This is a genomic window from Pseudenhygromyxa sp. WMMC2535, from assembly GCF_011083025.2.
In genome coordinates this window covers 1-24,766 of record NZ_JABJWV010000001.1, presented here as the reverse complement: position 1 = coordinate 24,766, position 24,766 = coordinate 1, and the positions used below count along the sequence as shown (strand labels likewise).

The following is a 24,766-nucleotide window of genomic DNA, read 5'->3' as shown; positions in this document are numbered from 1 at the left end:
CGGCACCAAGTATCCCGAGGGGCGCTCCAAGCCCCCGGAATCAAACCACTTTCCGCGATCGATGCCCCAGCTCGAGCTCATCCCCGTCCCGCCAGATCAGCCCCCGGAAGCCCGCCGAAAGCCCAAGGGTGAGGAGGCGGCCCCTGCCGGACAAGGCTCCGGCGGCAGCGCTGGCGTCGTCGAGGGTGACCTCGCCGAGCACGCCCGCCGCAAGTACCTCAACTACGCGCTGAGCGTGATCACGGCGCGGGCCATCCCCGACGTCCGCGACGGCCTCAAGCCGGTCCAGCGGCGGATCTTGTTCACGATGTTCAACGATCTGCGGCTGACCCACGACGCGCGCCACCGCAAGAGCGCCAAGGTCGTCGGTGACGTGATCGGTAAGTATCACCCGCACGGCGACACGGCGGTCTACGACGCCATGGTGCGCATGGCTCAGGCCTTCAACATGCGCATGCCGCTGGTCGACGGTCAGGGCAACTTCGGCTCGATCGACGGCGACTCGGCGGCCGCCTACCGCTACACCGAGGCCAAGCTGACGGCGCTGTCGAGCGAGCTGCTCGAGGAGCTCAAGCGCGACACCGTCCACTTTCGGCCGACCTTCGACGGCACGGGCAACGAGCCGATCGTGCTCCCGGCCCGCTTCCCCAACATCCTGGTCAACGGGGCCACGGGCATCGCCGTGGGCATGGCGACCGCGATCCCGCCGCACAACCTCGGCGAGGTCGTGCGCGCGAGCTTGATGCTGATCGACGACCCCGAGGCCACGGTCGCCAAGCTGATGGGCAAGCTCAAGGGCCCGGACTTCCCGACCGGCGGCCAGCTGGTCGCCTCGCGCACGGAGCTGCGCCAGGCCTACGAGCAGGGCAAGTCCACCTTCAAGCTGCGCGGGAGCTGGACCTTCGAGGAGGGCAAGCCGGCCGACGGCCGTGGGTCCAAGAAGAAGGCCGGGCGCAACCCGATGATCGTGATCACCGAGGTGCCCTGGGGCGTGGAGAAGAGCGCCCTGGTCGAGGAGATCGGCCAGATCATCCTGGGCAAGAAGCTGCCCATGGTCATCGGGGTCCAGGACCTGAGCACCGAGGACATCCGCGTGGAGATCGAGCTCGACCCCAAGGTCGAGGTCGACCCCGAGCTGGTCATGGCCTACCTGTTCAAGCACACGCGCTTGCAGACCACGGTCAAGCTCGACCTCACGGTGCTCGTGCCCACGGCGAACCCCGAGGTCTCGGCCCCGGCGCGCCTCGACCTCAAGTCGATCCTGCGCGAGTTCCTCGACTTCCGCCTGCTCACGGTCCGCCGGCGCTTCGAGTACGACCTGCGCAAGCTCGAGGAGCGCATCCACATCCTCGAGGGCTTCGAGAAGATCTTCGACGCCCTCGACCGCGCGATCAAGCTGATCCGCGGCAGCGACGGGCGCCAGGACGCGGCCAAGAAGCTGATCAAGGCCTTCGACTTGGACCAGATCCAGGCCGACGCGATCCTCGAGACCCGGCTCTACAAGCTCGCCAAGCTCGAGATCCTCAAGATCCGCGAGGAGCTCGAGGACAAGCGCAAGCAGGCCAAGAAGATCCGCGCGATCCTCAAGAGCGAGGCGAAGCTGTGGAAGGTGGTCAAGGACGAGCTCGAGGCCCTGGTCGCCGAGTTTGGTGACCGCCGGCGCACGCGGATCGACGCCGAGGACCTGACCGAGGAGTTCTCGGCCGAGTCCTTCATCATCGAGGAGGACGCCATGGTCCTCGTGACCCGCGACGGCTGGATCAAGCGCCAGCGCAGCGTGAACCTCGAGAGCACGCGGATGCGCGACGGCGACGCGCCCCTGGCCCTGCTCGGGGGCAGCACCCGCGAGAGCGTGGTGTTGTTCTCCAACCGCGGCTCGGCCTACGTGCTGCGCATCAACGACGTGCCGGCCTCCTCGGGCCACGGCACGCCGATCCAGCAGCTGTTCAAGTTCAAGGACGGCGAGAAGGTGATCGGCGCGGCGACCACGGACTCGCGCTTCATGCCGGAGTTCGCCGCGGCCGAGAAGCCCGACCTGGGCGAGGAGTACGAGGAGCCCTACCCGCACTTCCTGGCCGTGTCCAAGGGCGGCCTGGCCCTGCGCTTCACGCTGTGGCCGCACCGCGAGCCGAGCACCCGCAACGGCCGACTCTTCGGCAAGCTCAAGTCCGGCGACGAGTTCGTCGACGTGTTCCAGGTCTACGCCGAAGACGACGTCTGCGCGCTGAGCCGCAAGGGCAAGCTGCTGTGCTGCAACGTCATGGACATCAACTTGCTGGCCGGCCCCGGGCGCGGGGTCACGATGATCAAGCTCGAGGCCAAGGACGAGGTCCTGGCCTGCTGGAAGGCCAAGACCACCGTCGAGATCCAAAAGTCCTCCGGCGGGACGATCAAGATCAGCGCGGCCAAGGCCACGGTCACCAACCGCGGCGGCAAGGGCCGCCCGATCATGAAGCGCGGCTCGGTCGAGGCCGTGAGCGCGCCTTTGCCCGAGACCCCCGACTTCGAAGCCGGCGCGGCACGCCTCGTCGAGCTCGGCCTCGTGGAGAGTGAATGATGGCCAAGACCAAGACCACCAAGACCAAGACGGGCAAGCGCAAGACCGGTGGCGGGGGCTACGGCGCCGAGTCGATCCAGATCCTCCAGAACATCGACCACGTCCGCGCCCGCCCGGGCATGTACATCGGCGGGGTCAACAAGGACGGCCTGCACCACATCGTGTGGGAGATCCTCGACAACTCGGTGGACGAGGTCATCAACGGCCACGCGAGCAAGATCGAGGTCGTGCTCGAGGCCGACCACCGCGGGATCACGATCATCGACGACGGCCGCGGCATCCCGGTCGACAAGCACCCCGAGCTCAAGATGCCGGCGGTGGTCGCCGTGTTCACCCAGCTGGGCGCCGGCGGGAAGTTCGACGGCGAGAGCTACAAGCACTCCGGCGGTCTGCACGGCGTGGGCGCGGCCGTGGCCAACGCCCTCGCCGAGCGCCTCGAGGTCCGGGTCAAGCGCAGCGGCAAGATCCACGAGGTGGTCTTCGACCGCGGCGTGCTCCAGGGGAAGATGCGCAAGTCGGGCAGCGCGCGCGGGACCGGGACCGAGGTGTTCCTGCGCCCGGACCCCGAGATCTTCGGGGCCAAGGCGACCCTCGACCCCGACGTGCTCCGCCAGCGCATCGAGGCCAAGAGCTACCTGCACAAGGGCCTGAAGATCAGCTTCACGGACCAGGCCACGGGCAAGACCGAGACCTTCCACCACGCCGAGGGCATCGCCGAGTACCTCGACAAGCTCGTCGCCGTGCGCGGCAAGCGAGCCGTGCACAGCGGCCAGTTCTATCTCGAGCGCAACGAGGAGCCGCGCCTCGAGCTCGCCCTGGCGTGGACCGAGGCCACCGACACCACGATCAATTCCTACGTCAACGGCGTGCCCACGCCCGACGGCGGGACGCACGAGAAGGGCCTGCGCAGCGGCCTGGGCAAGGCGATCCGCGCCTACGTGGCCGCGCACAAGCTCGAGCCCAAGGGCGTGAGCATCGGCCTCGAGGACATCCGCGAGGGCCTGCTCGCGCTGATCTCCGTCTACGTGCTCGAGCCGCAGTTCCAGAGCCAGACCAAAAACCGGCTCAACAACCCCGAGGTCGCCAATCAAGTCGAGAGCGCCGTCGCCCCGGCCCTCGAGCAGTGGCTGCACGAGAACCGCAGCGTCGGCGACGCGATCGTCGCGCGGATCATCCTGGCCTCGCGGGCGCGGGCGGCCTCGCGGGCCGCGGTCTCCTCGGTCACGCGCAAGGCCGCCGGCCAGGCGCGGGTCAACCTCCCGGGCAAGCTGGCCGACTGCGCGAGCAGTGACCCGCGCAAGTCCGAGCTGTTCATCGTCGAGGGTGACTCCGCCGGCGGCTCGGCCAAGATGGGCCGCGACCGCAACACCCAGGCGATCTTGCCCCTGCGCGGCAAGGTGCTCAACGCCGCCCAGGCGAGCCTGGCCAAGGTCGCCAAGAACGAGGAGCTCGGCAACATCGTCAAGGCCCTCGGCTGCGGGATCGGCAAGGACTTCGACGTCAGCCGGCTGCGCTACGATCGCGTGATCCTGCTGATGGACGCCGACTCCGACGGCCACCACATCGCGACCTTGCTGCTGACCTTCTTCTACAAGTACATGCCGGAGCTGATCCGCACCGGCCACGTCTACCTGGCCCAGCCGCCGCTGTTTCGCGTGGACGTGGGCAAGGAGACGCACTGGGCGGCCGACGACGCCCACCTCCAGCGCATCCTCGCGGGCATCAAGCGCGGCAAGCCGGAGATCCAGCGCTTCAAGGGTCTTGGCGAGATGATGCCCAAGACCCTGCGCGACACGACCTTGGATCCCAAGAAGCGCCAGCTGATCCGCGTGGGCATCGAGGACGAGCTGGCCACGGATCGCACGATCCACGACCTCATGGGCAAGGACGCGTCGATGCGCTACCAGTTCATCATGGAGCGCGCGTCCGAGGCCGACGAGCTCGACATCTGATCGCCCCGGGCTCGCCCGGTCTCGAACACAGCGTCTGCGGGCGGCCCGATTGGGTCGCCCGCTGTGTTTTGGGTGGGGGGATGAAACTAAAAAGCCAAGGAAGGGTTTTTGTGAATCTCGCTGCGCCGCGATGTTGCCGTGAATACGCAACTGGCAGTGCAATGGGCGTTTCCTGCAATTGAGCTATAGAGGCGAGCCATGTCGATGAATTCGAATATCCAGGGTCTTCGCGGGCGCGCCCGCCTGCTCTTGCCCGTGCTCTGCCTTTGCCTCCCCGTCCTGAGCGGCTGCACGGATGACGGCGGGGATGGGGGCGACGACGGCGAGGAGAGCTCCTCCGAGGAGAGCGCGGGAGACACGACCACGGGCGAGGACTCGGACACGGAGACCGAGACGGACACGACCACGGGCGAGGAGCTGCCCGAGAGCTGCTCGTGCATCATCGACGAGCCCTACACGGACGACAACATGCCCTCGGGCCCCGAGGATCCGAACCTGCCGACCTGCGGGGAGCAGCTGTGCGACACCGTGATCGCCACCCTCGCCGACGACGCGACCTTCACGGTGGAAAATCCGGACGCCCTGACCTGCGCGCTCGAGGCCCTGCGGGATCGGACCCCGGGCTACTTGCACTGGGACTACGACGCCTACTCCGGGATGGAGCGGGTCGAGGGTTACACGCTGATCCTCGACGACGGATCGGCGATCTCCCGGGTCTGGGGAGTCTACGACCTCAGCCAGGACGTCAGCGAGGCGGAGCTCGGCGCGCTCGAGGACGCGACCTACTTCGAAGCCTGCCTGGCGGAGGAGGACGACCAGGCGCGCTTCGACTGCTTGCGCACGCAGCTCGTGAGCGTCGAGGCGTCCTGCGACGAGGGCTGGTGGTGGACCTCGATCTGAGCGAGCAGGTCTGCGTCGCTCGCGGCGTGCGCTGACACGCCCTCCCGCGGGCTCGTCCGCGGCCTTCTGCGCGCTCGGGGGAGGGAGTACCATCCGCGGGTGCTGCCCACCCGACAAGAGCAGGGCTTCCTCGAGCGCGTCTTGGCCCTGCCCAGGCTCGGCCTGGGGGTGAGCACCGAGTACGGGGCCAGCCAGGCCGAGGGCGCCCTGGATCCAGCGCAGCTGCGCCGGGAGCACCCGGCCTTCGCGGGCTTCTTGGAGGTCGGCGTCGAGGTCGTCAAGGGTCTCGACGCCGACGCCCAGGCCTGGGCGTCGCGCGGCTGGCCGACCACCTATCACTTCCTGGACGTCAACCTCGACGAGCCCGAGGACTACGCGGACGGGCCGTGGCTGGCCGCCGTGCGCGACTGCGTCGAGACCCTGCGCCCGGCGTGGATGTGCGGCGACGCGGGGCTGTGGCACTTCGGGGCCCGGGAGCGCGGGCAGATGCTGCTGCTCCCGCCGGTGCTCACGGCCGAGGCCGTCGCGCCCATGGCGGCGGGCATCGTCGCGCTGCGCGAGGCGACCGGCCTGGAGGTCCTGCCCGAGAACCCGCCGGGGGCGATCTTCCTGGGCGAGCTGCACCTGCTCGAGTTCTTCGCCGCGCTGGCCGAGCGCGCCGACACCGGGCTGCTGATCGACTGCGCGCACCTGGCCATGTTTCAGCGCGCGCGCGGCCTCGATCCCCTCGATGGCTTCGACCTGCTGCCCTGGGATCGCGTCGTCGAGCTCCACGTCGCGGGCGGGCGCGAGCGCGAGGTCGAGGGTCTGGCCTGGGTCGACGACGACCACGGGATCGAGGTCCTCGCCGAGACCTGGGCGATCACCGAGGCGGCGCTCGAGCGCGCGAGCAACCTGCGGGCGGTGGTCGTCGAGTGCGAGCGCAACGCGATCGCCGAGGTCGCCCCGCTCTTCACCCAGGTCCGCGAGCGCCTGCCCGCGGCGCTGGCCGAAGTCGCCGCAGTCGCCGGCTGTGGGGAGGTCGGCTCGTGAGCGTGCAGCCGGAGCAGTCACAGGGGTCGGGCGTCGATCCCCGCCGGGTCCAGCAGGGGCTGGTCTGCATGCTCTTCGACCCCAGCTACGCCAAGGCCGTCCGCGCTCGCGGCCCGCTGCCCGAGCTGAGCGAGGGCGAGCGCGCGCTCTTGCGCGAGGTCGATCCCCGCGCCCTGGCCACCGACGCCATGCGCCGGGCTCGGGCCCTCCAGGTGATCCTCGACGAGTACCCGACGAGCGCCGCCGCGCTGGGCGTCGACGCCGTCGATCGCTTCTTCTCCTCGCCGGTGTTCCGCGCCTGCGTCTTCGAGCGCGGCTCGATGGTCGTGGCCTTCGGCGAGTTTCTGGGCAGCCGGGCCAAGGGGGCCGGGGCGATCGAGGCCGCCGTCGCTCGGGCTCGGCGCGCGGCGGCGGACTCGACGGTATCGGTATCGGCGGTCCCCGGGGGCGCGGGAGAGCGCCTGGTCTGCGCCCGGGGCATCGTCGCCCTCGAGGTCCCCGCGGGCAGCCTGGCCTGGATCGAGGGCGTGCGCGCCAAGCTGGGCGACGAGCCGCTGCGCGCCCTGGCGCGGCGGCGAAAGCCCTGGCCCAAGCCGCCGCCGCGGCGCGGGCGAGAGCAGCTGCTCGTCGAGGCCAAGGCCGACGGTAGCGTGGACATCGGCGGGGCCTCGGCGTCCCTGGTCGGCCTGCTGCGCGCCGCCGAGCAGCCCCTGAGCCGAGCCGAGCTGTGCGCCGTCGCGGTCCGCCTCGGCGCGGACGCGAGCGAGGCGGGCGAGCTCCTCGATGATCTATGCGGTGAGGGGCTGCTCGAGCGCAGGACCTGAGCGCGGCCCGGAGCCCGGGGGGAGCTCACTCGGCCGCGGACACGTCGTCGGCGATGCTGACGAAGCCCACGTGCACGGTCTTGTCGTCGATCAGGTCGACGCGCTCGATGTCGTCGTCGAAGTAGCGGCCGAGGGCGCGGACCAGGGCCGTCATCATCAAGATCAGCTCGCGCTCGGAGTTGTAGGTGAGCTCGACGGTGTCCTCGTCGAGCCAGCGCATCTCGATGTTCGGGGGCGTGGCCCCTCGCATGCGGCGTCGCGCTCGCCCGTGGATGTCGTCGAGCATCGTCAGGAACTCGCGGCTGTTGGTCGCCTCGTCGTAGTGGCGCGGGGAGAGCCGGGGGCCGTAGATGCAGATCCAGTAGTCGGCGAAGGCGTCGTAAAACTGGTTTTTGGACATGCGGAGGATCTTGCGAGCCTCCTTCATCACGCCGAAGAGTTGCTCGTCGGGGACGGTGGCCGTCGCCATGATCGGCTTGTTCGAGGGATAGCTCGAAGTCGCGAGGATCTTGGTCCACTGGTCCTCACCGTGTTGGGTGATGACCAGCTCCTTGATGCACTTCAAAAACGCGCCCTTCATGTCGACCCCGAGCCTCTCGCAACCACGGTGAGCGTGCTAGCGAAGACTGTGCTTTGCAAGGTGATACTGGCGTAGCGACGACTCCGGTAGTGGAGGAATCGACATATCGTTCAAATGGGGCAGGGGTCACGCCACAATTGCGTCACGCGTCGGGAGCCAGGCTTGCGACCAGGCCATCGCCCAGGTCAGCGAGCTTGGTTGGTGCGTGCGGAGATCGATCTCGAGTTTGGGGAGGTCGGCGTGCACCTGTGGCGATCGCGCCCTGGCCGCAGCGTTGTTCTCGCGTGGCCCCCCCGCGCGACTTGGTGACGCTCGAGATCCGGCGTCGGCGCGGCGCGGGGGAGGGGAGATCGCCCCGGGCGAAGGCGGGACGTCACCGAGGGTTCACGGACGTGATCGCGCACGCGATGTGCGGACTGTGGGCCTCTCGTCCGCCAAAATGGTCTGGAGGGGCGAAGATGGGCAACGCGGTGAGCCCGCCTGGTGGCTGGCTCGTCGTGTCTTGGAGCCCCTAAAATCGCCGGGCTTGCCGTCTTCGACCCCAGCCCTCGGTCGAGCCTCCCGCGCGCTCGGCCTCGCCGCGCTCTTGCCTCTGGCCTGCGTCCGCGAGCCCCTGCCGGAGATCTGTCCGGTGGTCGAGGAGGGCGACCTGGTCATCTCCGAGCTGCGCGGGGTCTCGGCCAACGCCAGCGACACCTTTGGCCAGTACATCGAGGTCTACAACGCCGGGGATCACAGCGTTGATCTCCAGGGCATGGTCATTCGCCTGCGCAGCAGCGGCGGCGACGAGCTCGAGGTCTTCGTGCGCGAGTCGGTGCCCCTGGCGGCCGGCGGCTACGCGGTGCTCGGCCCCGGTGACCCCGACGACCCGCCGACGTGGATGGACTACGCGCTGGGTTGGGACATCTCCGGCGGGGATCCGGCCCCGGAGGATGGCGGGGATCCGGTCTTCCCCAAGGACCTGCTGCGCTACGACGCGGCCTTCATCGAGCTCGAGGCCTGCGAAGATCTGATCGACTCGGTCTACTACGCCGCCGACGATCTCCCGGCCGACGGGACCTTGGCCTGCGGAAACGCCGAGGCTCCGCCGAGCGCCGCGAGCAACGACGCCGTCGAGGACGGGGCGTGCTGGTGCGTGGACGATCTCGAGGCCGACCCGGACTACCCGCTCTTCGGCCTCGGCCTGCCGGGCACACCTGGGAGGGCGAACCGATGCGAGTGAGCCCGATGCGAGTGAGCCCGAAGCTGGGCCTGCGCGCCTGGCTGCGCGCCGCGGCCCTGAGCTCGGCCTGCGCCGGCGGCCTCGCGCTGACGGCCTGCGCGGCCTCGGACTCGCGCTTCGATCGCAGCGAGCTCGAGCTCTCCGACGCCGGCCTGGTGCTCGGGGAGTTCCCGCTCCAGCCCGGCGCGGTCGTCGACGGCGACACCATCAAGGTCGACGGCCTCGACGCGAGCTTGCGCCTGCTGGCCATCGACACCGAGGAGACCTTCAAGTCCGAGAAGGCCTGGCGCGAGTTCGAGGTCGGCTGGGAGGCCTACCTGGCGGCCAAGCAGGGCGAGACCTCGCGGCCGATCAAGGTGCCCACGCCCCTGGGCATGGACGCCAAGCACTGGGCCGAGGACTTCTTCTCCGGCGTGACCCGGGTCCGGCTCGAGCGCGACGACCCCAAGAAGATCCGCGGCCGCTTCAACCGCTACCTCGCCTACGTGTTCGTCGAGGACGAGGACGGCGAGTGGATCAACTACAACGTCGAGGTCGTGCGCGCGGGCATGAGCCCCTACTTCGCCAAGTACGGGTTCTCGCGCCGCTTCCACGCCGAGTTCGTGGCCGCGCAAGACGAGGCGCGGGCGGCCAAGCGCGGAATCTGGGCCGAGGGCGCCCAGTGCTACACCGACTACGACCTGCGTCTGGCCTGGTGGGACGCGCGCGGGCGCTTCGTGGCCGGCTTCGACGAGCTCGCCGCCGAAGACCCGAGCTACATCGCCCTCGACGACTGGGACGCCAAGCAGCGCCTGGCCGCGGCCCTCGGCGAGGAGGTCGAGGTGCTCGCGACCGTGGGCGACATCCGCCAGGGCGAGCGCGGGCCCAAGCGCGTGCTGCTCAGCCGGCGGATGTTCGACGACTTCCCGCTGATCTTCTGGGACGAGGACGTGTTCGTCGACTCGCAGATCGATCACTACCGCGGGGAGTACGTGCGCGTGCGCGGCGTGGTCACGGCCTACACCGACCGCCGCAGCGGCGAGCGTCAGCTGCAGATCGAGGTCCAGGTGCCCGAGCAGGTGATCTTGCCGGACTACGTGCCCCCGGGGCGGCCCGAGGACACGGACCCCGACATGGTCTACGAGGGCCAGGCCATCGACGCGCAGGCGGTGGAGGAGCCGGCGTCGGCCAAGCCGGCGGCGGGCTCGCCCGATGCTTCCGGTTCGCCCGAGCCATCCGACTCCGCTGAATCCGCGGGCTCACCTGATTCACCTGATTCACATGATTCCCCCGACTCGGGTACCTCGGCCGACGCCGCGGGCGAGGTCGGGAGCGCGGATGCCGATGCCGACGCGGATGCCGATGCCGATGCTCCGGGTGCGCCGGCGGACGAGGGCGAGGGCGCGGCCGACTGAGATTCTTCGAGAGCTTGGACTTGATCATGCGCGACCTACGAAAGACCCCGCTCGGCCTCCGCACTGGCGCCGCCTTTGGGCTGTTTGCCCTCGCGGCCCTCGGCCCCCTCGGCTGCCCCTCCGACGACGGCGAGTCCGCCGACGAGGCGGGCGGCGACTGCTCGCTGCTCGCTGGCGACCTCGTGATCACCGAGGTCATGGCCGACCCCGAGGGCAGCGACGACGGTCAGGAGTGGCTCGAGGTCTACAACGCCAGCGGCGCGGCGATCGAGCTCGAGGGCGTGACCTTGGTCTACGCCAAGGCCGACGGCTCGGGGACCAAGACGCACACGATCGCGCGCAGCATGAGCCTGGGGGCCGGGGAGTACGTGGTCTTCGGCGGGGTGCTCGACGAACTCGCCGGCGGGGAGTCGATCGTCGACTACGGCTACGCCGACGAGCTCGGCGACTTTGGCAACGGCGGCGGCTACCTGGCGGTGCGCTGCGAGGACGGCTCGACCGTCGACGAGATCTATTACGACGAGGCCAGCTCGGGCGCCTCGCGGGCCTTCGACGGCGCGCTGAGCCCCGACGCGGCGGCCAACGACAGCCTGGGCAGCTGGTGCGACTCGACCAGCGAGTTCGACGGGCCCGAGGCCCTGGGCACGCCCGGCGCGGCCAACGACCCCTGCGGGACCTCGGACACCTGCATGCTCGACGGCGAACTCGTGGCCGTGGATCGCCCGGCGCCCGGGGAGCTGGTGATCACCGAGGTCATGGCCAGCCCCAGCGCCGTGTCCGACGACTATGGCGAGTGGTTCGAGTTCTACGCCGACGGCGACTTTCACCTCAACGGCGTGACCATGGGCCGCGACGTCGAGGACCAGGAGGCCGAGGACATCGTCGCGTCCGTGGACTGCATCCCGATCTCCGCGGGCAGCTACAACGTGATCGCCAAGTCGACCCAGAGCGACCCGACGGCCGATGACTACAACGGCGGGCTGCCCGAGGAGGCGATCGTCTGGCAGACCTCGATGGCGCTGACCGGCGACGGCGCGCTGTGGCTGGGCGCTCAGGGCGAGCTCCTCGATCTCTTCGACTGGGAGGGGGCCGGGGACGGCGAGTCTCTCCAGCTCGATCCGGACGCGATCGACACCACGGCCAACGACGACCAGGCCAACTGGTGCGACGCCGCGCTGCCCTACTCGGGCGAAGCGGACGACGAGGGCGACCTCGGCTCACCGGGGGCGGCCAACGCCCAGTGCATGGGCGTCGGCCCCGAGGGCCAGTGCTACGACGGCGAGCTCGGCGAGTGGCGAGACATCGAGCCGCTCGCCGTCGGCGACCTGGTGATCACCGAGCACCTCGCCAACCCGGCGGGCGAGGACGCGACCGGCGAGTGGTTCGAGCTGCTCACCTCGGGCTCCGGCGACCTCAACGGCCTCCAGGTCGGCAAGATCGCCAGCGACACCGCCGACGAGGACGTGGTCGCCGACGACTTCGAGGACGTGATCGTTCAGGGCGACGACTGCGTGCACGTGGGCGCGGGCAGCTACCTGCTGATCGCGCGCAGCGCAGATCCAGAGGTCAACGGCGGGCTGCCCGAGGTCGACTACGAATTCGGCGTGTCGCTCAACAACAGCGGCACGGACCTGCTGATCGGCTACGCCCTCGACGGTCAGGAGGCCGCGATCTGGGACCGCGCGCCGCTCTCACCGGTGGTCGAGGGGGTCAGCGGCAGCCTCGACCCGGCGCTGCTCAACACCGTCGACAACGACGACCCGGACAACTGGTGCGAGGGCGACCCCAGCACCCCGGGCGCGGCCAACAGCGAGTGCGCGGGCTCGAACTCCGGCCAGTGCCTCGACCCCGACACCCAGCTGATGCGCATGCTCGACGTGCCCGAGGCCGGCGAGGTCACGATCACCGAGTACATGGCCAACCCCGACGCGGCCTCCGACACCAACGGCGAGTGGTTCGAGCTCCACGCGAGCGGGAGCTTCGACCTCAACGGGCTGCAGATCGGCAAGGGCGGGGTGTTCTCGACCACGATCACCAGCGAGGACTGCATCGAGATCGCGGCCGACAGCTACGTGGTCATCGCCCGCGAAGAAGTGCTCGAGACCAGCTGCCTCGAGGAGGCGCCGACGGCCGTGGCCAACTTCTCGCTGAGCAACAGCAACTCCAACCTCGAGATCGGCCACGGCGACGTGCTCCTCGACGAGGTCAGCTGGGTCAGCACGGCGACCGGGGCGGCCTCGAGTCAGGACCCCGACACCCTCGAGTGGTGCACGGCCGTCGACCCCTACGGCTGCGGCGACCTCGGGACCCCTGGCTACGTCAACCCCAGCTGCGAGGGCGGCGGGGGCATGGACGGGCAGTGCCTCGACGGCGACGCGTGGCGCGACATCGTGGCGCCGATCGCCGGGGACGTGGTGATCTCCGAGTTCATGGCCAACCCCGCGGCGGTCGGTGACTCCGCTGGCGAGTGGTTCGAGCTGCGCGCCCTGGCCAGCTTCGATCTCAACGGCCTCGAGCTCGGGCGGGTGTTCGCCGACGGCCCGCTGGCCACGGTCGACGTCGCCGACTGCGTCCCGCTCGCCGCCGGCGAGACCGCGCTGCTCGCCCGCGACGACGACGCGGCGACCAACGGCGGCCTCCCGGCCGTCGACGCGACCTTCAGCTTCGGGCTGACCAACAGCAACAGCAGCCTGTTCGTGTCGAGCGAGGGCGTGCTCCTCGACGAGATCGCGTGGACCAGCGTGGGCACGGGCAAGAGCACCAGCTTGGATCCGAGCAGCTACGACCCGGACGTCAACGACACGGCCGACAACGCCGACGCGGCCTGGTGCTACGCGGTCGCCGAGTACGGCGACGGCGACCTCGGCACGCCGGCGGCCGACAACGAGCAGTGCCAGTGATGCGCGCGGTCGGCCAGCAGGTGACGAGCGCTGCGGCGCGGCTGGGGTCTCGGACCTTGGCGAGGGTCGCGTGCGCGGCCGGCCTGATTGGGCTGGCTGGGCTGGCTGGGCTGGGCTGCGCGGCCGAGGAGGGCGACGAAGGGGACGGCGGCTCGAGCTGCGGCCCGAGCGAGGCCGTGGTCGCCCGGGTCATCGACGGCGACACCGTCGAGCTCGAGGGCGGCGAGCGCGTGCGCTACCTGATGATCGACGCCCCCGAGAGCACCGATCCCGCGGCCGTCGAGTGCTGGGGTCCCGAGGCCGCCCAGGCCAACACGGACCTCGTCGAGGGCCAGACCGTGAGCCTGCGCTACGACGTCGAGTGCGAGGACACCTACGGGCGCCTGCTCGCCTACGTCGAGCTCAAGGGCCGGGTGATCAACGAGCTGCTCGTCGAGCGCGGCCACGCCTGCGTGCTGCACATCCCCCCCAACGGCGAGGACGAGCTCGAGCGCTACGAGGACCTCGAGTACGCGGCCGAGCAGCTCGACAAGGGCCTGTGGGCCGTCTGCGAGCCCAGGCCCTGCTAGGGCGCGAGACCACGAGGAAGCGAGCGAGCACGTGCACAGTCGACGACCCAGGATCACGAGGATCACCGTCGCGGGCCTGCTGCTGGCTGCGCTGTGCCTGCTCGCGCCCACGCGGGCCTGGGCCATCGAGTATGAGATCTTCATCGACGTCGATGACGAGGAGCAGCTCTACGAGCTCTACATCAGCGACCAGATCTCCGAGGACACCTTCAACACCCTGGTCGAGCTGCGCCGCCGGGGCGTCGACCTCAACGAGGCGACCCGCGAAGAGCTCTACTCCCTGCCCAACCTGACCTACGACGAGGTCGACGCGATCTTGGCCTACCGCGCCGAGGCCGGGGTCATCCACCGCCCGGCCGACCTCGCCGCCGCCGGGGCGCTGAGCGAGCGCAAGCTCGCGGCGATCTTGACCTTCATCGTGGCCAACGACCCGCGCAGCCGGCTCACGGCCACCCACGGCTGGGTCCGCTATCAGACCGCGTGGACGGCCGGCGACACCAAGGTCCCGCCCATGGCTCTCCAGGCCCGGGTCACGACCTTGCGCCACCTGACCGTGGGCGTGGCCGCGTTCTTGACCCGCCAGCGCCCGGGCAACCCGGTGTGGGATCCGACCCGCGACGCGCTGATGGCCGAGGTCGCGCGCCCGCGGGTCGCCGTGCCCAAGGCCTTCGCCCAGTGGGACACCTCGCGCTGGGGCGTGATCGTCGGCTCCTACCGCGCGGGCTTCGGCCAGCGCCTGGTCTTCGACACCAGCGATCGCTACACGCCCAACGGCTTTTACTTCGACGACGCGGTCTACCGTGACAACGACCTGGGCATCGCCTGCCGCGAGAGCGCCGGCGAGCTCGCGGTCTCGCCCTGCGCCGGGGCGGCGCGCTACAGCTACGAGACCAAGGACTTCAAGTGGCGCGACGGCCAGCGCGGCCTGGCGATCGGGGCCAAGCACCTCGACGTGCCCGTGGGCTGGCTGCAGCTCTACGGCTTCGGCTCGTGGCAGCGCCGGCAGATCTACCAGTACGAGCTCTACGACGCCGACGCCTGCTCGGACCCGCGCTCGAGCGAGGACGCCTGCTCGGCGCCGGCCTTCCTGGTCCTCGACGAGGACCAGGACGCGCTCGCGCCGACCTCGGCGCACAAGAGCCAGACCCTGCCCAACGTCTACGACGAGGTCCTCGGCGGGGCGAACTTCACCTGGTTCTACGACCGCCGCACCCACGTGGGCGTGACCGGCTACGGAGCCTCGGCGCTGTGGAACGTCGAGGGCGCCACGCTCGACTTTCAGGACTGGTCGTCGACGCCCTTCGGCGGGGCCTGGGGGGCCGTCGGCGTCGACATGGCCTGGGGCCGGCGGTGGTCGGACCTCGCCGTCGAGCTCGCGCGCAGCTTCGACTCGATGCAGCGCGTGGTCGGCAGCGACGCGGACTATGGCGGCGGCGGCTTCGCGGGCGTCGCTCGTCACACCAGCACCTTCGGCAAGCACGAGCTCGAGCTCAGCGCGCGCTACTACGACATCGACTACGCCAACCCCTACGCCGGCTCGATCGCCCAGGCCGACGAGTTCAACGGCAACCGCGCCCGCGACGAGGCCGGCGGGCGGGTGCGCTACATCGGGCGGATCGCCGACCGCCTCGACCTGCGCAGCGCCGTCGACTTTTGGGTCACGCCGAGCCGCAAGATCCCCAAGTTCCTCGGCTACGTGCGCAGCGACATCGACGTCAATTCCTGGTTCCGCCCGGGGCTTTGGCTTCAGTACCGCAGCTCGGACCTGCGCCCCGGCAAGACCGAGGGCTGCGCCGCGAGCGGGGGCCTGTTCGTGGTCATCGACGGCGAGGTCGTCTATCGCCCGAGCTTCGACTACGACGACCCCAACTACCGCTCGCGCTGCCTGGCCGAGAGCGGCCAGATCACCGCGCGCCTGGCCTTCAAGCCGATCAAGCGGCTGTCGATCACCGCCCAGTATCAGCACGAGGTCCTCGACGACGTGACCATCGACGGGCGCTCGCGCCAGGACGCGGCCGCCTACCTGATCGTGCGCACCAATCCCTGGCGGAGCCTGCGGATCGTCGGCCGCATGCGCTACCTCCACGAGGACATCAACCGGACCAAGTACTACGACGAGCCCGACTCCGACGACGCGCCGCGCGACGCGGATCGCTACGAGCAGTCGCTGTGGACCTACGTCGATCTGTCCTATGTGTTCAAGAAGGTGTTCCTGGCCCGGCTGCGCTACGACAACGTGCTGTGGCTCGACAACCGCACGAGCACCGAGCTGCGCACGCCCTCGCCGGAGCACCGCCTGCGCCTGGAGCTCGAGGTTCGCTTCTAGAGCGGCGATCAGCTTGAAGGCGCGCCGTCAGGTGCGTCTTGGCGGTTCCGTGGCTAGGAGCGAGGCCGAAGCTGTGGTGGACCCACTGCGAGCGCCGAGCGACAACGACCACGGGTCCGCCCAGATGTGCCTGGCGGTGCGAATTCAAACCGATCGCCGCTCTAGTGTGCGCGGCAGAGGACTTGAAGGGCCCCAGGCTTGGAGCACCGGCCGCTGACTTCGTTGCTCGTCAGTCATTTGTGCCCGACAAACTCCCTCCTCGCGCCTCGTCAGCAACCGGCGATCCGGCGCCTGGGACCCTTCAAGTCCTCTGCCGCGCACACTAGACCGCTTTGGGGTTGGGCTCACGCGCTCGACAGTCCGTCGAGGCCGAGCGCCTCGCCGGTCTCGAGCCAGGTCTTGAGCCCGCACAGCACCATGGGCCAGGCCTCGCGGACTCGGTCCAGCGTGGCCGCGCAGCCCTCGGGCAGCTCGTGCTCGAGGTCCAGGCGGACGACCTTGGTCGCGCCCTCGGGCACGCTCAGGCGCCAGCGCAGCTCGCTGCTCGGCTCGTCGAGGTCACAAAAGGCGAAGCTGTGCGCGAGCGCGGCCTCGGGCTCGCAGGCGCGGATCTCTCCGCGGATCGCCAGCACCCGGGACTCCGGCGAGTCGGGGTCGGGATCGGGGGAGTCGTCGTCTTCGCTGCGCGCGGGGTCGCCGAACATCTGCAGGGGCGCGCCGACCTCGAGTGTCGACTCGGCGCGGGCGCCCATGTAGTAGCGGCGAGTCTGCTCGCCCTCGGTGAGCGCGGCCCACAGCTCTTCGGGGCGGGCGGCGACGTAGAGGGTGTGGCGCAGGCTGATCATCGCGGCGGACTCTAGCAGCCCGTGGTGAAACCCAACACGACCCCCTCGCTTGGTCTTGCAGTACGCCTGGTGCAGCAGCGTTTTGGCTGTGCGCTGAATCCAGGCTCGGGTCATGGTGTGTCAGTGATCCAGGCCATGGGTCGGGCCGCTTCGTCTCGTCAGCGCAAAAAACATCGCTATTTTTTGTTGCGATGCAAGACAACGAGGACGCCCCGGTCACCCATGCCAAGGTCGTCGTCGTCGGTGCGGGCCCGGCGGGCTCGGCCACGGCGCTCCACCTCGCCCAGCTGGGCATCGACGACGTTGTGATCGTCGATTTACACGACTTCCCGCGCGACAAGACCTGCGGGAGCGGGCTCTCGCCCCGGGCGATCACCACGCTCCAGGAGCTGAAGATCTGGGACTCGATCGAGCCACTGACTTACCCGATCACGGATCTGCGCATCGTCACCCGCGACGGCCACGAAGCCCTGGTGTCGGCGGGCGAGAAGGCCGCGGCGGCGATCTGTCTGCGCCGTGATCTGGACTTCGAGATTCACGAGCGCTCGCTCGAGGCGGGCGTGAAATTTTTGCCGGGCTTCGCCGCCAGCGAGCCGATCGTCCGCGGAGATCGCTGGATCGGGATCAAGGCCCGCGATGGCCGCGAGGTTCGGGCCGAGTGGGTGGTGGTCGCCAACGGGGCGCACTCGACCCTGTCGACGGCCACGGGGCCCAAGCGGATGATCCACGCGATCATGGGCTGGTGGGAGGGCGTCGACTACCGCCCGCACACCGTCGAGATGATCTGGGATGACCTGACGCTGCCCTACTACGGCTGGCTCTTCCCCGAGACCGAGACCCGGGTCAACATCGGCATCACCTACCAAGACGATCACAAGCTCAAGAACGCCCGGCGGATCTTTCGCGCCTTCTTGGCCAAGCACTACCGCGACCGCCTCGAGGGCGCGACGCAGCTCGGCAAGTGGAAGGGCCACCCGATCGTCTACTCCTATCGCCTGGGCCACCTGTGGACCCCGGGCGGGTGGTGGTCGGCGAGGCTGGACGCATGACGCACCCTGCGACGGGGGAGGGCATCTACCAGGGCATGCGCTCCGGCATGTTCGCCGCCGAGGCGATCCACGACGTCTTGGCGGGTCGGGCGCGGGAGCGGGAGGCCCTCGAGCGCTACGCCCGGCGCTGCGCCGCGACCTTCCTGCCCTCGTTTTGGGCGGGCGGTCTGGCCCGGGGCATGCTGCGCACGCCCTTCCTGGACATGATGGTCCAGGCCGGGAGCATGCCGCGGCTGCGCGACGCGACGGCGCGGATGCTCGCGCACCTGTGAGTCTGCGCAAATGTTCCGCTCCGAGCGCTCTACACCGCGGACAAAAAAGTCTATAAGTGCGCCCGCGATGAGGAAGCTCGACATCCGCCTTGTGGCCCTCGCTGGGGCCCTGCTGACCACCGCTTGCTTCACCCCGGCCGAGATCGAGGCTCAGCTCGCCGAGGCCCACGAGGGTGATGCCCACGAGGGCGAGGCCCACGAGGGCGAGGCTCACGAGGGTGAGGCCGAAGCTCCCGTTCCCGAGGGGATCGTGAACGCCCAGGGCAAGCAGCTCGGCGTCGAGGTCCCGGAGATCAAGTTCGAGGCGCCCTTCGACGGCGAGCCGCTGAGCAGCAAGACCGTCGCCGACAAGGTCGTGGTCGAGGAGTACCTCGTTGGTGACGGCGAGGTCGTGGTCGAGGGCAAGCAGGTCGAGTTCAGCTACACTGGCTACAGCACCGCCCACGCCCGCGCGATCATGGGCTCGCAGCTCAAGCCCGCGAAGCTGGTCCTCAACGACGCGGCCCGCGAGCAGAGCCCGATCTCCAAGGCCCTGGCCGACGGCATGTCGGGCATGAAGGTCGGCGGCAAGCGCAAGATCACCATCCCCGCCGCGCTGATCGAGAAGGACGCGCCCCCCAACCGTCCGCCCATGGGCGACATCGTGGTGACGATCGAGGCCATGGGCGTGTCCGAGCCCTTCGTGCCCCAGCCGGCCGCCGCCTACGAGGGCTCGCCGGTCCGCACGCAGAAGCTCGACAACGGCCTGGAGATCTACGACATCGTCGCTGGTGAGGGCCGTGAGGCGGCCGAGGGCGACATGGTCGAGGCCCACTACATCGGCATGCTCAGCGACGGCAAGGAGTTCGACTCGTCGCATGGCCGCGCCGAGGGGATGTCGGCGATGGCCGGCGGCGGCGGCGTGATCGCGGGCTTCTCTCAGGGCCTGGTCGGCGTCCGCGAGGGCATGCTGCGCAAGCTCGTGGTTCCGCCGGAGCTCGGCTACGGCGCGGCCGCCAAGGGCGACCGGATCCCCGCGAACTCCACGCTGGTCTTCCTGCTCGAGATCACCTCGGTGACCGAGGGCAAGCCGCTGCCGCCCGGCATGGGCGCGGGTGGCCCTCCCGGTGCGCGTCCGGGCGGCAGGCCTGGCGCAGGTGGTCCCGGCGCTGGCGCAGGTGGTCCCGGCAAGGGCGCTGGCGCAGGTGGTCCCGGCAAGGGCCCCGGAGCAGGTGGTCCCGGCAAGGGTGGCAAGGGCCCCGGCGCGGGCGGCAAGGGCCCCGGCAAGGGCGGCCCCGAGGGTGGCGAGAGGCCGCCCAAGCCCAAGGCGCCCGAGGGCGACGCCGGCTGAGGCCGGCAGCGTCGCTCGCCATCGAGCCCGCCCCGGCGACGCCGGCGGCGGGCTCTGTCGTTGTCGAGCGGCTCAGCCCAAGCTCGCGTCGAGGATCGCGGCGGTCACCCGGCGCTCGGCCGCGGACGCCAGCGCGGCCGCGCCCATGGCGTGGATCTGACCCATGCTCGGCGAGGCGTTGACCTCGAGGACCACGGCCTCGGCGGGGTCGCCGGCCAGTGGATCGTCGGACAGGGGCACGCGCAGGTCGATGCCGCAGTGGCGCAGGCCGATGAGCGCGGCGATCCGCCGGCACAGCGCGATCCATTTGGCGGGCAGCTCGCCATGGACCTCGGCGGTGCAGCAGCGGTTCAAGTTGAGGATCGTCGCCGGGAAGTCGAGGCGCAGGTCGGCCGCGGGGATCGAGGCGTCGTCGAGGGCGGCCGCGGCCAGGGTCGCGCGCCACAGCGGATCCTTGCGCAGGCGCTCGCAAAACTCCGGGGCGCTGGCGCGGGCGTCGGCGGCGGTGAGCAGCTCGAGGACCGTGGAGCGGCCGTCGCCGACGAGGCGCAGCGGCCGGCGCAGGTAGGCCAAGAGCAGCTCACCGTCGAGCAGGTCGACGCGCAGGTCGAGGCCAGGGAGGGCGCGCTGGACCAGGGCGAGCTCGTCCTGGGCCCAGACCTGCTCGAGGGCCGTCGGCAGCTGCTCGAGGCGCTCGACGAGGATCACGTCGCGGCCACGCGAGCCGCGGTTTGGTTTGACGACCACGGGCAGGCCCTCGCGCTCGGCGAAGGCCAGGCCCGGGGCGAGGCCGCGCTGCGCGGAGAAGCGATCGTGGCCGTCGGGCAGCAGGTGGACGCCGGGGGCGAGGCAGCGGGCGCTGGTCGGGGCCGAAAAGCCGTTGGCGCGCAGGACCGTGGCGGTGAAGAACTTGTCGGAGGCCAGGCGCGCGGCGGCGGCGTCGTTGACCGCGGACACGCCGGCGACCAGCACCCGCGTGCGCCCGCCCTTGCGCAGCTGCCACAGCCAGCGGGTCTCGGGATCGAGGCAGGTCGCCGTCCAGCCGAGCTCCGCGGCCGCGCGCAGGCGCATCTGGAGGATCGACGAGCGCGCGGCGTCGGGGGAGGGGGCGGTGTCGGGGGGCGACGAGGTGTCCACGGCGCGGGAGTCTGCCCGGACCACGCCCCTTCTGCTACCGTCGATCGTCCATGGCCCTCGCCCGCCAGCGCGCCCGCGTCCACGAATTGCTCGGGGCGGACCTGGTCCACAGCCCCTGGCTGCGCCGCCTGGGTCGGATCAGCTTCCTGGGCACCCTCGACGAGCACCCCCGCAGCCGCCGGGCTTCGACGCGCCTCGAGCACTCGCTGGGCGTGGCGGCCCTGGCAGCCGACGCCGCCGAGGCCCTCGCGCTGCCCACGGCCAAGGCGCGGGTGTTCGTCGCCGCCTGCCTGCTCCACGACGTCGGCCACTACCCGCTCTCGCACGCGGCCGAGCCGGCCTTCGCCAAGGTCCTGGGCGCGGGCCACCACGAGGTCGGGCGGTGGATCATCTTGGGCGCCGGCCCGATCCCCCGCGTCCAGTCCCTGGCCCCGCAGCTCGAGCAGCTCGACATCGATCCGGCCGTGGTCTGGGGGATCATCGATCGCAGCCCCGAGCTCCCCGCCGACTTCGCGCCCCTCGCCGAGCTGCTCAAGGCGCCGATCAACCTCGACACCCTCGAGGGCATCCAGCGCGCGGCCCGGGACTTTCGCGTCCGCAGCGTGCGGCTGCCCGAGCGCGTGTTCACCTGGGTCGGCGACGAGCTCGGCATCAGCCGCGCGGCCCTGCCCGCGGTCGATCGCTTCTGGGGCCTCAAGGACCGGGTCTACGATCAGGTGATCAACCTGCCCTCCAACATCCTGGCCGAGGCGCGGCTGTGCGAGCTCGTCGCCCAGGACATCGACGCCACGGTGCTCCACGGCCTCGAGGCCTTCGACGACTCGGCCCTGCGCCGGCGCCTGGGCGCCGAGGGCCTCGAGCGCGCGGCCCTGGTCGATCGTGACGACCGCGACTACGAGCTGTGGGTCCGGGCCGACTACGGCGAGCGCGTGGCCAAGGAGGAGCGCGAGCCGCTGATGGTCCGGGTTCGCAAGCGCTACTACGTCGACCTGGCGATCGAGCCCGAGGCCGGCCAGGAGGGCCTCGGCCTGTCGCGCTGGATCGAGCGCTACCGCCACGAGAAGACCCGCGCGTGGCTGGTCTCGCGCCGCCGGGATCAGCTGCGCCTGCCCTTGCCCTCGGCGGTCTTCGCCGAGCCGCCGGCCTCGGAGGCCCCGGAGATCTGATGGCCGAGGAGAGCTCCGCCGGCGCATCCGCGTCCCCGCCCTCGGCCTTCGCCGAGCTGCTCCCGCGCCTGGGCCTGGGCGTCGACGAGGTCCCGGCGATCCTCGCGGCCGAGCGCTACTCGAGGCTGCGCCAGGACGAGGCCCGCGCGCGCCTGGCCGGGCTGGACCTGCCCGACAGCGACGCTGGCGGGGCGGCGGCGGTCTTCGCCCTCGGCTCGCTCGGGCGCCTCGAGGCCTCGCCGGTCTCCGACCTCGACCTCGCCTTCATCTACGACGGCGATCGCCTCGCCAGCGCGCAGGCCGAGGACCTGCGCGCTCGGGTCATCGCGCGGCTCAGCGGCGCGGACGCTGGCGACTTCGACGTCCCGCAAAAGACCTTCGACCAGGCCGTGAACCTGCGGACCTTGACCCGCAACATCGGCGGCAAGAACGACAGCAACCTCAGCTTGACCTACCGGGCGCTGCTGCTCACCGAGGGCGCGTGGCTGGGCGGGGCCGGGCGAGCCACCAAGCACGCGATCTTTCGCGCTTACGCCGACGCGACGATCTCCCGCGGGCGCTTCTTGACCTCGCTGGGCAACGATCTGCACCGCTACTACCGGACCTTGTGCGTGGACTATCGCCACAAGGTCGAGGAGCTCGACAAGGGCTGGGGGATCCGCGTGCTCAAGCTCCGCCACAGCCGCAAGCTCTGGCACCTCGCCAACCTCGCCTTGCAGTGCTGGGCCTTCGACAGCATCGACGACGACGGCGACCGCGACGTGGCCCTGGGCGCGCACATCGGCTGGCCGTCGCTGCTGCGCCTGGCCGGCGCCCTCGAGCACTTTGGCGCCCCCGAGCTGGCCCGCGAGCCCTTCGCCTGCTTCGATCGCTTCTTGGCCGCGATCGCCCAGCCGCAGGTGCGCGAGGCGCTGGCGGGGCTGCGCTACGAGCAGCGCGAGCGCTCGCCCGTGTGGCGCGAGCTCGACGACAACGCCGACCGCCTCGACGCGGCCACGGCCGACGTGGTCGAGCTGCTCTTGCGCAGGTGTCGGCGCTTCTTCGTGCGTTTTTGCGTGCTGTGATGGAGCAGGGCAGGCGCGGCTCGGGCTGGTTGGTCGTGCTCGCGGCGCTGCTCTTGGTGAGCTCGGCGGGGCTGGGCCTGGGGTGGTGGCGGCTGGGCGCGCGCGAGGACGGCGGCCAGCGGGGAGGCGGCGAGCACAGCCGCGCCGAGCGGGGCCGCGTGCGCTCGGATTGGGGGCGGCGCTTCGGGCCGAGGGGGGCGCGCGCTCGGGTCAGCGGGCGGATCTTGGATCCGCGCGGGCAGGGCCTGGCCTTCGCGGAGGTCTGCGCCTTCGCCGAGACTTACCCGCTGCGCGGCCTCGATGATGGCGCGCCTCGCTGCGTCCGCGCCGACGCCAGCGGCCGCTATCACCTCGAAGACCTGTGGCCGGTGGAGACCCACATCCACGCCAGCGCGCGCGGCTTCATCGCTCAGCGGCGCAGGGATCCCGAGCACCCGCGCGCGCGCATCGGCCTCGACCTCGCCCCGGGCGAGCAGCGCGAGGACGTCGACATCCGCCTTCGTCGCGGCGGAGTTGCGATCCGCGGGCGGGTCCTCGACCTCGCGGGCGCGCCCCTGGCCGACGCCCTGGTCTGGGTCCTGGGCCCCGCCCACAGCACCAGCGCCGGCGTGGCCGTGACCCGCAGCGACGCCCAGGGCGGCTTCGAGCTGTGGGCGGCCCGCGGCCCGCGAACCGTGGTGGCCTGGGCCGGCGGGCAGGTCCACGGGCAGCGCGAGGTGCTCGCCCCCGACGAGGGCGTGGCGCTCGTGCTCGCGCCAGCGTCCGTGCTCGAGGGTCGGGTCGTCGACGCTCGCGACGGCGCCCCGGTGCCCGGCGCTCTGGTCTCGCCGGGCGGACACTTTGGCAGCGGCTACGACGTGCGCAGTGACGCCGAGGGCCGCTTTCGGATCTCCGCGCTCGAGCCCGGCGACTACCGGCCGGCGGCCAAGACCCGGGACCGCCACGGCCACGCCGAGACCCTGGTCGCCCTCGGCCTCGGCGAGCGCGTCACCGAGCTCGAGATCCGCGTGCGCCCAGGGGTCACGGTCCGCGGTCGCGTCGAGCTCGTCGAGAGCGGGCTGCCCTGCACCCACGGGAGCCTGCGCCTGCACAGCCGCGCGCACGGCGAGTACGCCGAGCTCGATCCCCGCGGCCGCGTCGAGCTGATCGGCGTGCCCCCCGGGCGCTACGCCGTGGCGCTCAGCTGCCGCGACGCGATCCCCCGCCCGCGCTACCCCGATCTCCTGGTCCGCGACGACCACGTCGGCGGGCTGCGCTGGGAGGTGATCGAGGGCCTGAAGATCCGCGGGCAGGTGGTCGACGAGCGCGGGCGGGGGATCCCCGGCGTGCCGCTGCGCCTGCGCGCGCGTCTTGGTGGCTCGGTCGCCGAGCTCGCCAGCCGCGAGGACGAGTACAGCGACGAGCGCGGCAACTTCGTGTTCGCCGGCCTCGAGCCGGGGCGCTACGCCATCGCGCTCGGTCCCTCCACCCACCGCCCCGGCCCGGCCGAGCCCGTGGTCGTCGAGCTCGGCGCCCGCGATCTCGACGACCTGCGCGTGGTCCTGCCGGCGGCCGCGAGCTTGCGCGGGCGGACCACGGACGCCGCCGGAGCGGCCTGGCCCGGGGTCGAGGTCGACGTCTGGTCTGGTCGGTGGACGGCGGCTTCGA

The 24,766-nt window shown here is 70.9% G+C and carries 19 protein-coding genes; 16 read left to right on the top strand and 3 right to left on the bottom strand.

The window, feature by feature from the left end; all coding sequences use genetic code 11:
* Positions 1–61: 61 nt before the first annotated feature.
* From G6O69_RS00095 to G6O69_RS00075, 5 genes are all read left to right on the top strand, one after another.
* On the top strand, positions 62–2,557 hold the full coding sequence (locus G6O69_RS00095; RefSeq protein WP_172301331.1) for a DNA topoisomerase IV subunit A: 2,496 nt from the start codon (positions 62–64) through the stop codon (positions 2,555–2,557).
* Positions 2,557–4,509 (top strand): DNA topoisomerase IV subunit B, encoded by a 1,953-nt coding sequence (locus tag G6O69_RS00090; RefSeq protein WP_172301329.1) that lies wholly within the window; start codon positions 2,557–2,559, stop codon positions 4,507–4,509. The genes G6O69_RS00095 and G6O69_RS00090 overlap by 1 nt, the downstream gene beginning before the upstream one ends.
* A 198-nt stretch (positions 4,510–4,707) precedes the next feature.
* Positions 4,708–5,409, top strand: a complete 702-nt coding sequence (locus G6O69_RS00085) for a hypothetical protein (RefSeq protein ID WP_172301327.1) — start codon at positions 4,708–4,710, stop codon at positions 5,407–5,409.
* A 99-nt stretch (positions 5,410–5,508) separates the two neighbouring features.
* Entirely contained in the window at positions 5,509–6,441 is a 933-nt protein-coding gene (locus G6O69_RS00080) for a DUF692 family multinuclear iron-containing protein (protein ID WP_172301325.1), read from the top strand.
* A complete protein-coding gene (locus tag G6O69_RS00075; protein ID WP_172301323.1) occupies positions 6,438–7,265 on the top strand; it encodes a hypothetical protein in 828 nt (275 codons plus the stop codon). Before G6O69_RS00080 ends, G6O69_RS00075 begins: the two co-directional genes overlap by 4 nt.
* Before the next feature lie 25 nt (positions 7,266–7,290).
* On the opposite strand, the gene G6O69_RS00070 is transcribed toward G6O69_RS00075, so the two are convergent.
* The gene (locus tag G6O69_RS00070) at positions 7,291–7,845 is read right to left on the bottom strand and encodes a heme NO-binding domain-containing protein (RefSeq protein ID WP_172301321.1); all 555 of its coding nucleotides are present in this window, start codon (positions 7,843–7,845) and stop codon (positions 7,291–7,293) included.
* Positions 7,846–8,371: 526 nt separating this feature from the next.
* Between G6O69_RS00070 and G6O69_RS00065 the strand changes: the two genes are divergently transcribed.
* The 5 genes from G6O69_RS00065 to G6O69_RS00045 are packed head-to-tail and all read left to right on the top strand — an operon-like array spanning position 8,372 to position 16,256.
* Positions 8,372–9,067, top strand: a complete 696-nt coding sequence (locus G6O69_RS00065; RefSeq protein WP_172301319.1) for a lamin tail domain-containing protein — start codon at positions 8,372–8,374, stop codon at positions 9,065–9,067.
* Between the two features lie 5 nt (positions 9,068–9,072).
* Positions 9,073–10,461, top strand: coding sequence for a thermonuclease family protein (locus G6O69_RS00060; protein WP_172301317.1), 1,389 nt, complete (start codon positions 9,073–9,075; stop codon positions 10,459–10,461).
* Between the two features lie 26 nt (positions 10,462–10,487).
* The gene (locus tag G6O69_RS00055; RefSeq protein WP_172301315.1) at positions 10,488–13,361 is read left to right on the top strand and encodes a lamin tail domain-containing protein; all 2,874 of its coding nucleotides are present in this window, start codon (positions 10,488–10,490) and stop codon (positions 13,359–13,361) included.
* A complete protein-coding gene (locus tag G6O69_RS00050) occupies positions 13,361–13,930 on the top strand; it encodes a thermonuclease family protein (RefSeq protein WP_172301313.1) in 570 nt (189 codons plus the stop codon). The genes G6O69_RS00055 and G6O69_RS00050 overlap by 1 nt, the downstream gene beginning before the upstream one ends.
* Positions 13,931–13,961: 31 nt before the next feature.
* Positions 13,962–16,256, top strand: a complete 2,295-nt coding sequence (locus G6O69_RS00045) for a hypothetical protein (RefSeq protein WP_172301311.1) — start codon at positions 13,962–13,964, stop codon at positions 16,254–16,256.
* A gap of 344 nt (positions 16,257–16,600) precedes the next feature.
* On the opposite strand, the gene G6O69_RS00040 is transcribed toward G6O69_RS00045, so the two are convergent.
* Positions 16,601–17,101 carry an SRPBCC domain-containing protein gene (locus tag G6O69_RS00040; RefSeq protein ID WP_172301309.1) on the bottom strand — a complete coding sequence of 167 codons (501 nt, stop codon included), beginning with the start codon at positions 17,099–17,101 and terminating at the stop codon, positions 16,601–16,603.
* Positions 17,102–17,292: 191 nt separating this feature from the next.
* Between G6O69_RS00040 and G6O69_RS00035 the strand changes: the two genes are divergently transcribed.
* From G6O69_RS00035 to G6O69_RS00025, 3 genes are all read left to right on the top strand, one after another.
* Positions 17,293–18,150, top strand: a complete 858-nt coding sequence (locus G6O69_RS00035; RefSeq protein ID WP_172301307.1) for an NAD(P)/FAD-dependent oxidoreductase — start codon at positions 17,293–17,295, stop codon at positions 18,148–18,150.
* The gene (locus tag G6O69_RS00030; protein WP_172301305.1) at positions 18,147–18,422 is read left to right on the top strand and encodes a hypothetical protein; all 276 of its coding nucleotides are present in this window, start codon (positions 18,147–18,149) and stop codon (positions 18,420–18,422) included. The genes G6O69_RS00035 and G6O69_RS00030 overlap by 4 nt, the downstream gene beginning before the upstream one ends.
* A 67-nt stretch (positions 18,423–18,489) precedes the next feature.
* Positions 18,490–19,752, top strand: a complete 1,263-nt coding sequence (locus G6O69_RS00025) for an FKBP-type peptidyl-prolyl cis-trans isomerase (RefSeq protein ID WP_172301303.1) — start codon at positions 18,490–18,492, stop codon at positions 19,750–19,752.
* Between the two features lie 72 nt (positions 19,753–19,824).
* Here G6O69_RS00025 and G6O69_RS00020 read toward each other — a convergent pair whose 3' ends face one another.
* Complete coding sequence (locus G6O69_RS00020) at positions 19,825–20,913, bottom strand: hypothetical protein (RefSeq protein ID WP_172301301.1); 1,089 nt, start codon at positions 20,911–20,913, stop codon at positions 19,825–19,827.
* A gap of 26 nt (positions 20,914–20,939) precedes the next feature.
* On the opposite strand from G6O69_RS00020, the gene G6O69_RS00015 reads away from it, so the two are divergent.
* The 3 genes from G6O69_RS00015 to G6O69_RS00005 form a co-directional block, all read left to right on the top strand.
* Positions 20,940–22,055: an HD domain-containing protein gene (locus tag G6O69_RS00015; RefSeq protein ID WP_172301299.1), complete on the top strand. Its 1,116-nt coding sequence runs from the start codon at positions 20,940–20,942 to the stop codon at positions 22,053–22,055.
* Entirely contained in the window at positions 21,962–23,119 is a 1,158-nt protein-coding gene (locus G6O69_RS00010; protein WP_176396528.1) for a DUF294 nucleotidyltransferase-like domain-containing protein, read from the top strand. The genes G6O69_RS00015 and G6O69_RS00010 overlap by 94 nt, the downstream gene beginning before the upstream one ends.
* Positions 23,119–24,766 (top strand): carboxypeptidase-like regulatory domain-containing protein (locus tag G6O69_RS00005; protein WP_172301295.1); only part of this gene is annotated, 1,648 nt, incomplete at its 3' end. The genes G6O69_RS00010 and G6O69_RS00005, both read left to right, overlap by 1 nt.

What these genes read in the sequence shown, in the direction of transcription:
- G6O69_RS00095 (WP_172301331.1), top strand. Translation starts at nt 62, where the DNA reads ATGCCCCAGCTCGAGCTCATCCCCGTCCCGCCAGATCAGCCCCCGGAA.
- G6O69_RS00090 (WP_172301329.1), top strand. Translation starts at nt 2,557, where the DNA reads ATGGCCAAGACCAAGACCACCAAGACCAAGACGGGCAAGCGCAAGACC.
- G6O69_RS00085 (WP_172301327.1), top strand. Translation starts at nt 4,708, where the DNA reads ATGTCGATGAATTCGAATATCCAGGGTCTTCGCGGGCGCGCCCGCCTG.
- G6O69_RS00070 (WP_172301321.1), bottom strand. Translation starts at nt 7,845, where the DNA reads ATGAAGGGCGCGTTTTTGAAGTGCATCAAGGAGCTGGTCATCACCCAA.
- G6O69_RS00060 (WP_172301317.1), top strand. Translation starts at nt 9,073, where the DNA reads ATGCGAGTGAGCCCGAAGCTGGGCCTGCGCGCCTGGCTGCGCGCCGCG.
- G6O69_RS00055 (WP_172301315.1), top strand. Translation starts at nt 10,488, where the DNA reads ATGCGCGACCTACGAAAGACCCCGCTCGGCCTCCGCACTGGCGCCGCC.
- G6O69_RS00050 (WP_172301313.1), top strand. Translation starts at nt 13,361, where the DNA reads ATGCGCGCGGTCGGCCAGCAGGTGACGAGCGCTGCGGCGCGGCTGGGG.
- G6O69_RS00040 (WP_172301309.1), bottom strand. Translation starts at nt 17,101, where the DNA reads ATGATCAGCCTGCGCCACACCCTCTACGTCGCCGCCCGCCCCGAAGAG.
- G6O69_RS00035 (WP_172301307.1), top strand. Translation starts at nt 17,293, where the DNA reads ATGCAAGACAACGAGGACGCCCCGGTCACCCATGCCAAGGTCGTCGTC.
- G6O69_RS00030 (WP_172301305.1), top strand. Translation starts at nt 18,147, where the DNA reads ATGACGCACCCTGCGACGGGGGAGGGCATCTACCAGGGCATGCGCTCC.
- G6O69_RS00025 (WP_172301303.1), top strand. Translation starts at nt 18,490, where the DNA reads ATGAGGAAGCTCGACATCCGCCTTGTGGCCCTCGCTGGGGCCCTGCTG.
- G6O69_RS00015 (WP_172301299.1), top strand. Translation starts at nt 20,940, where the DNA reads ATGGCCCTCGCCCGCCAGCGCGCCCGCGTCCACGAATTGCTCGGGGCG.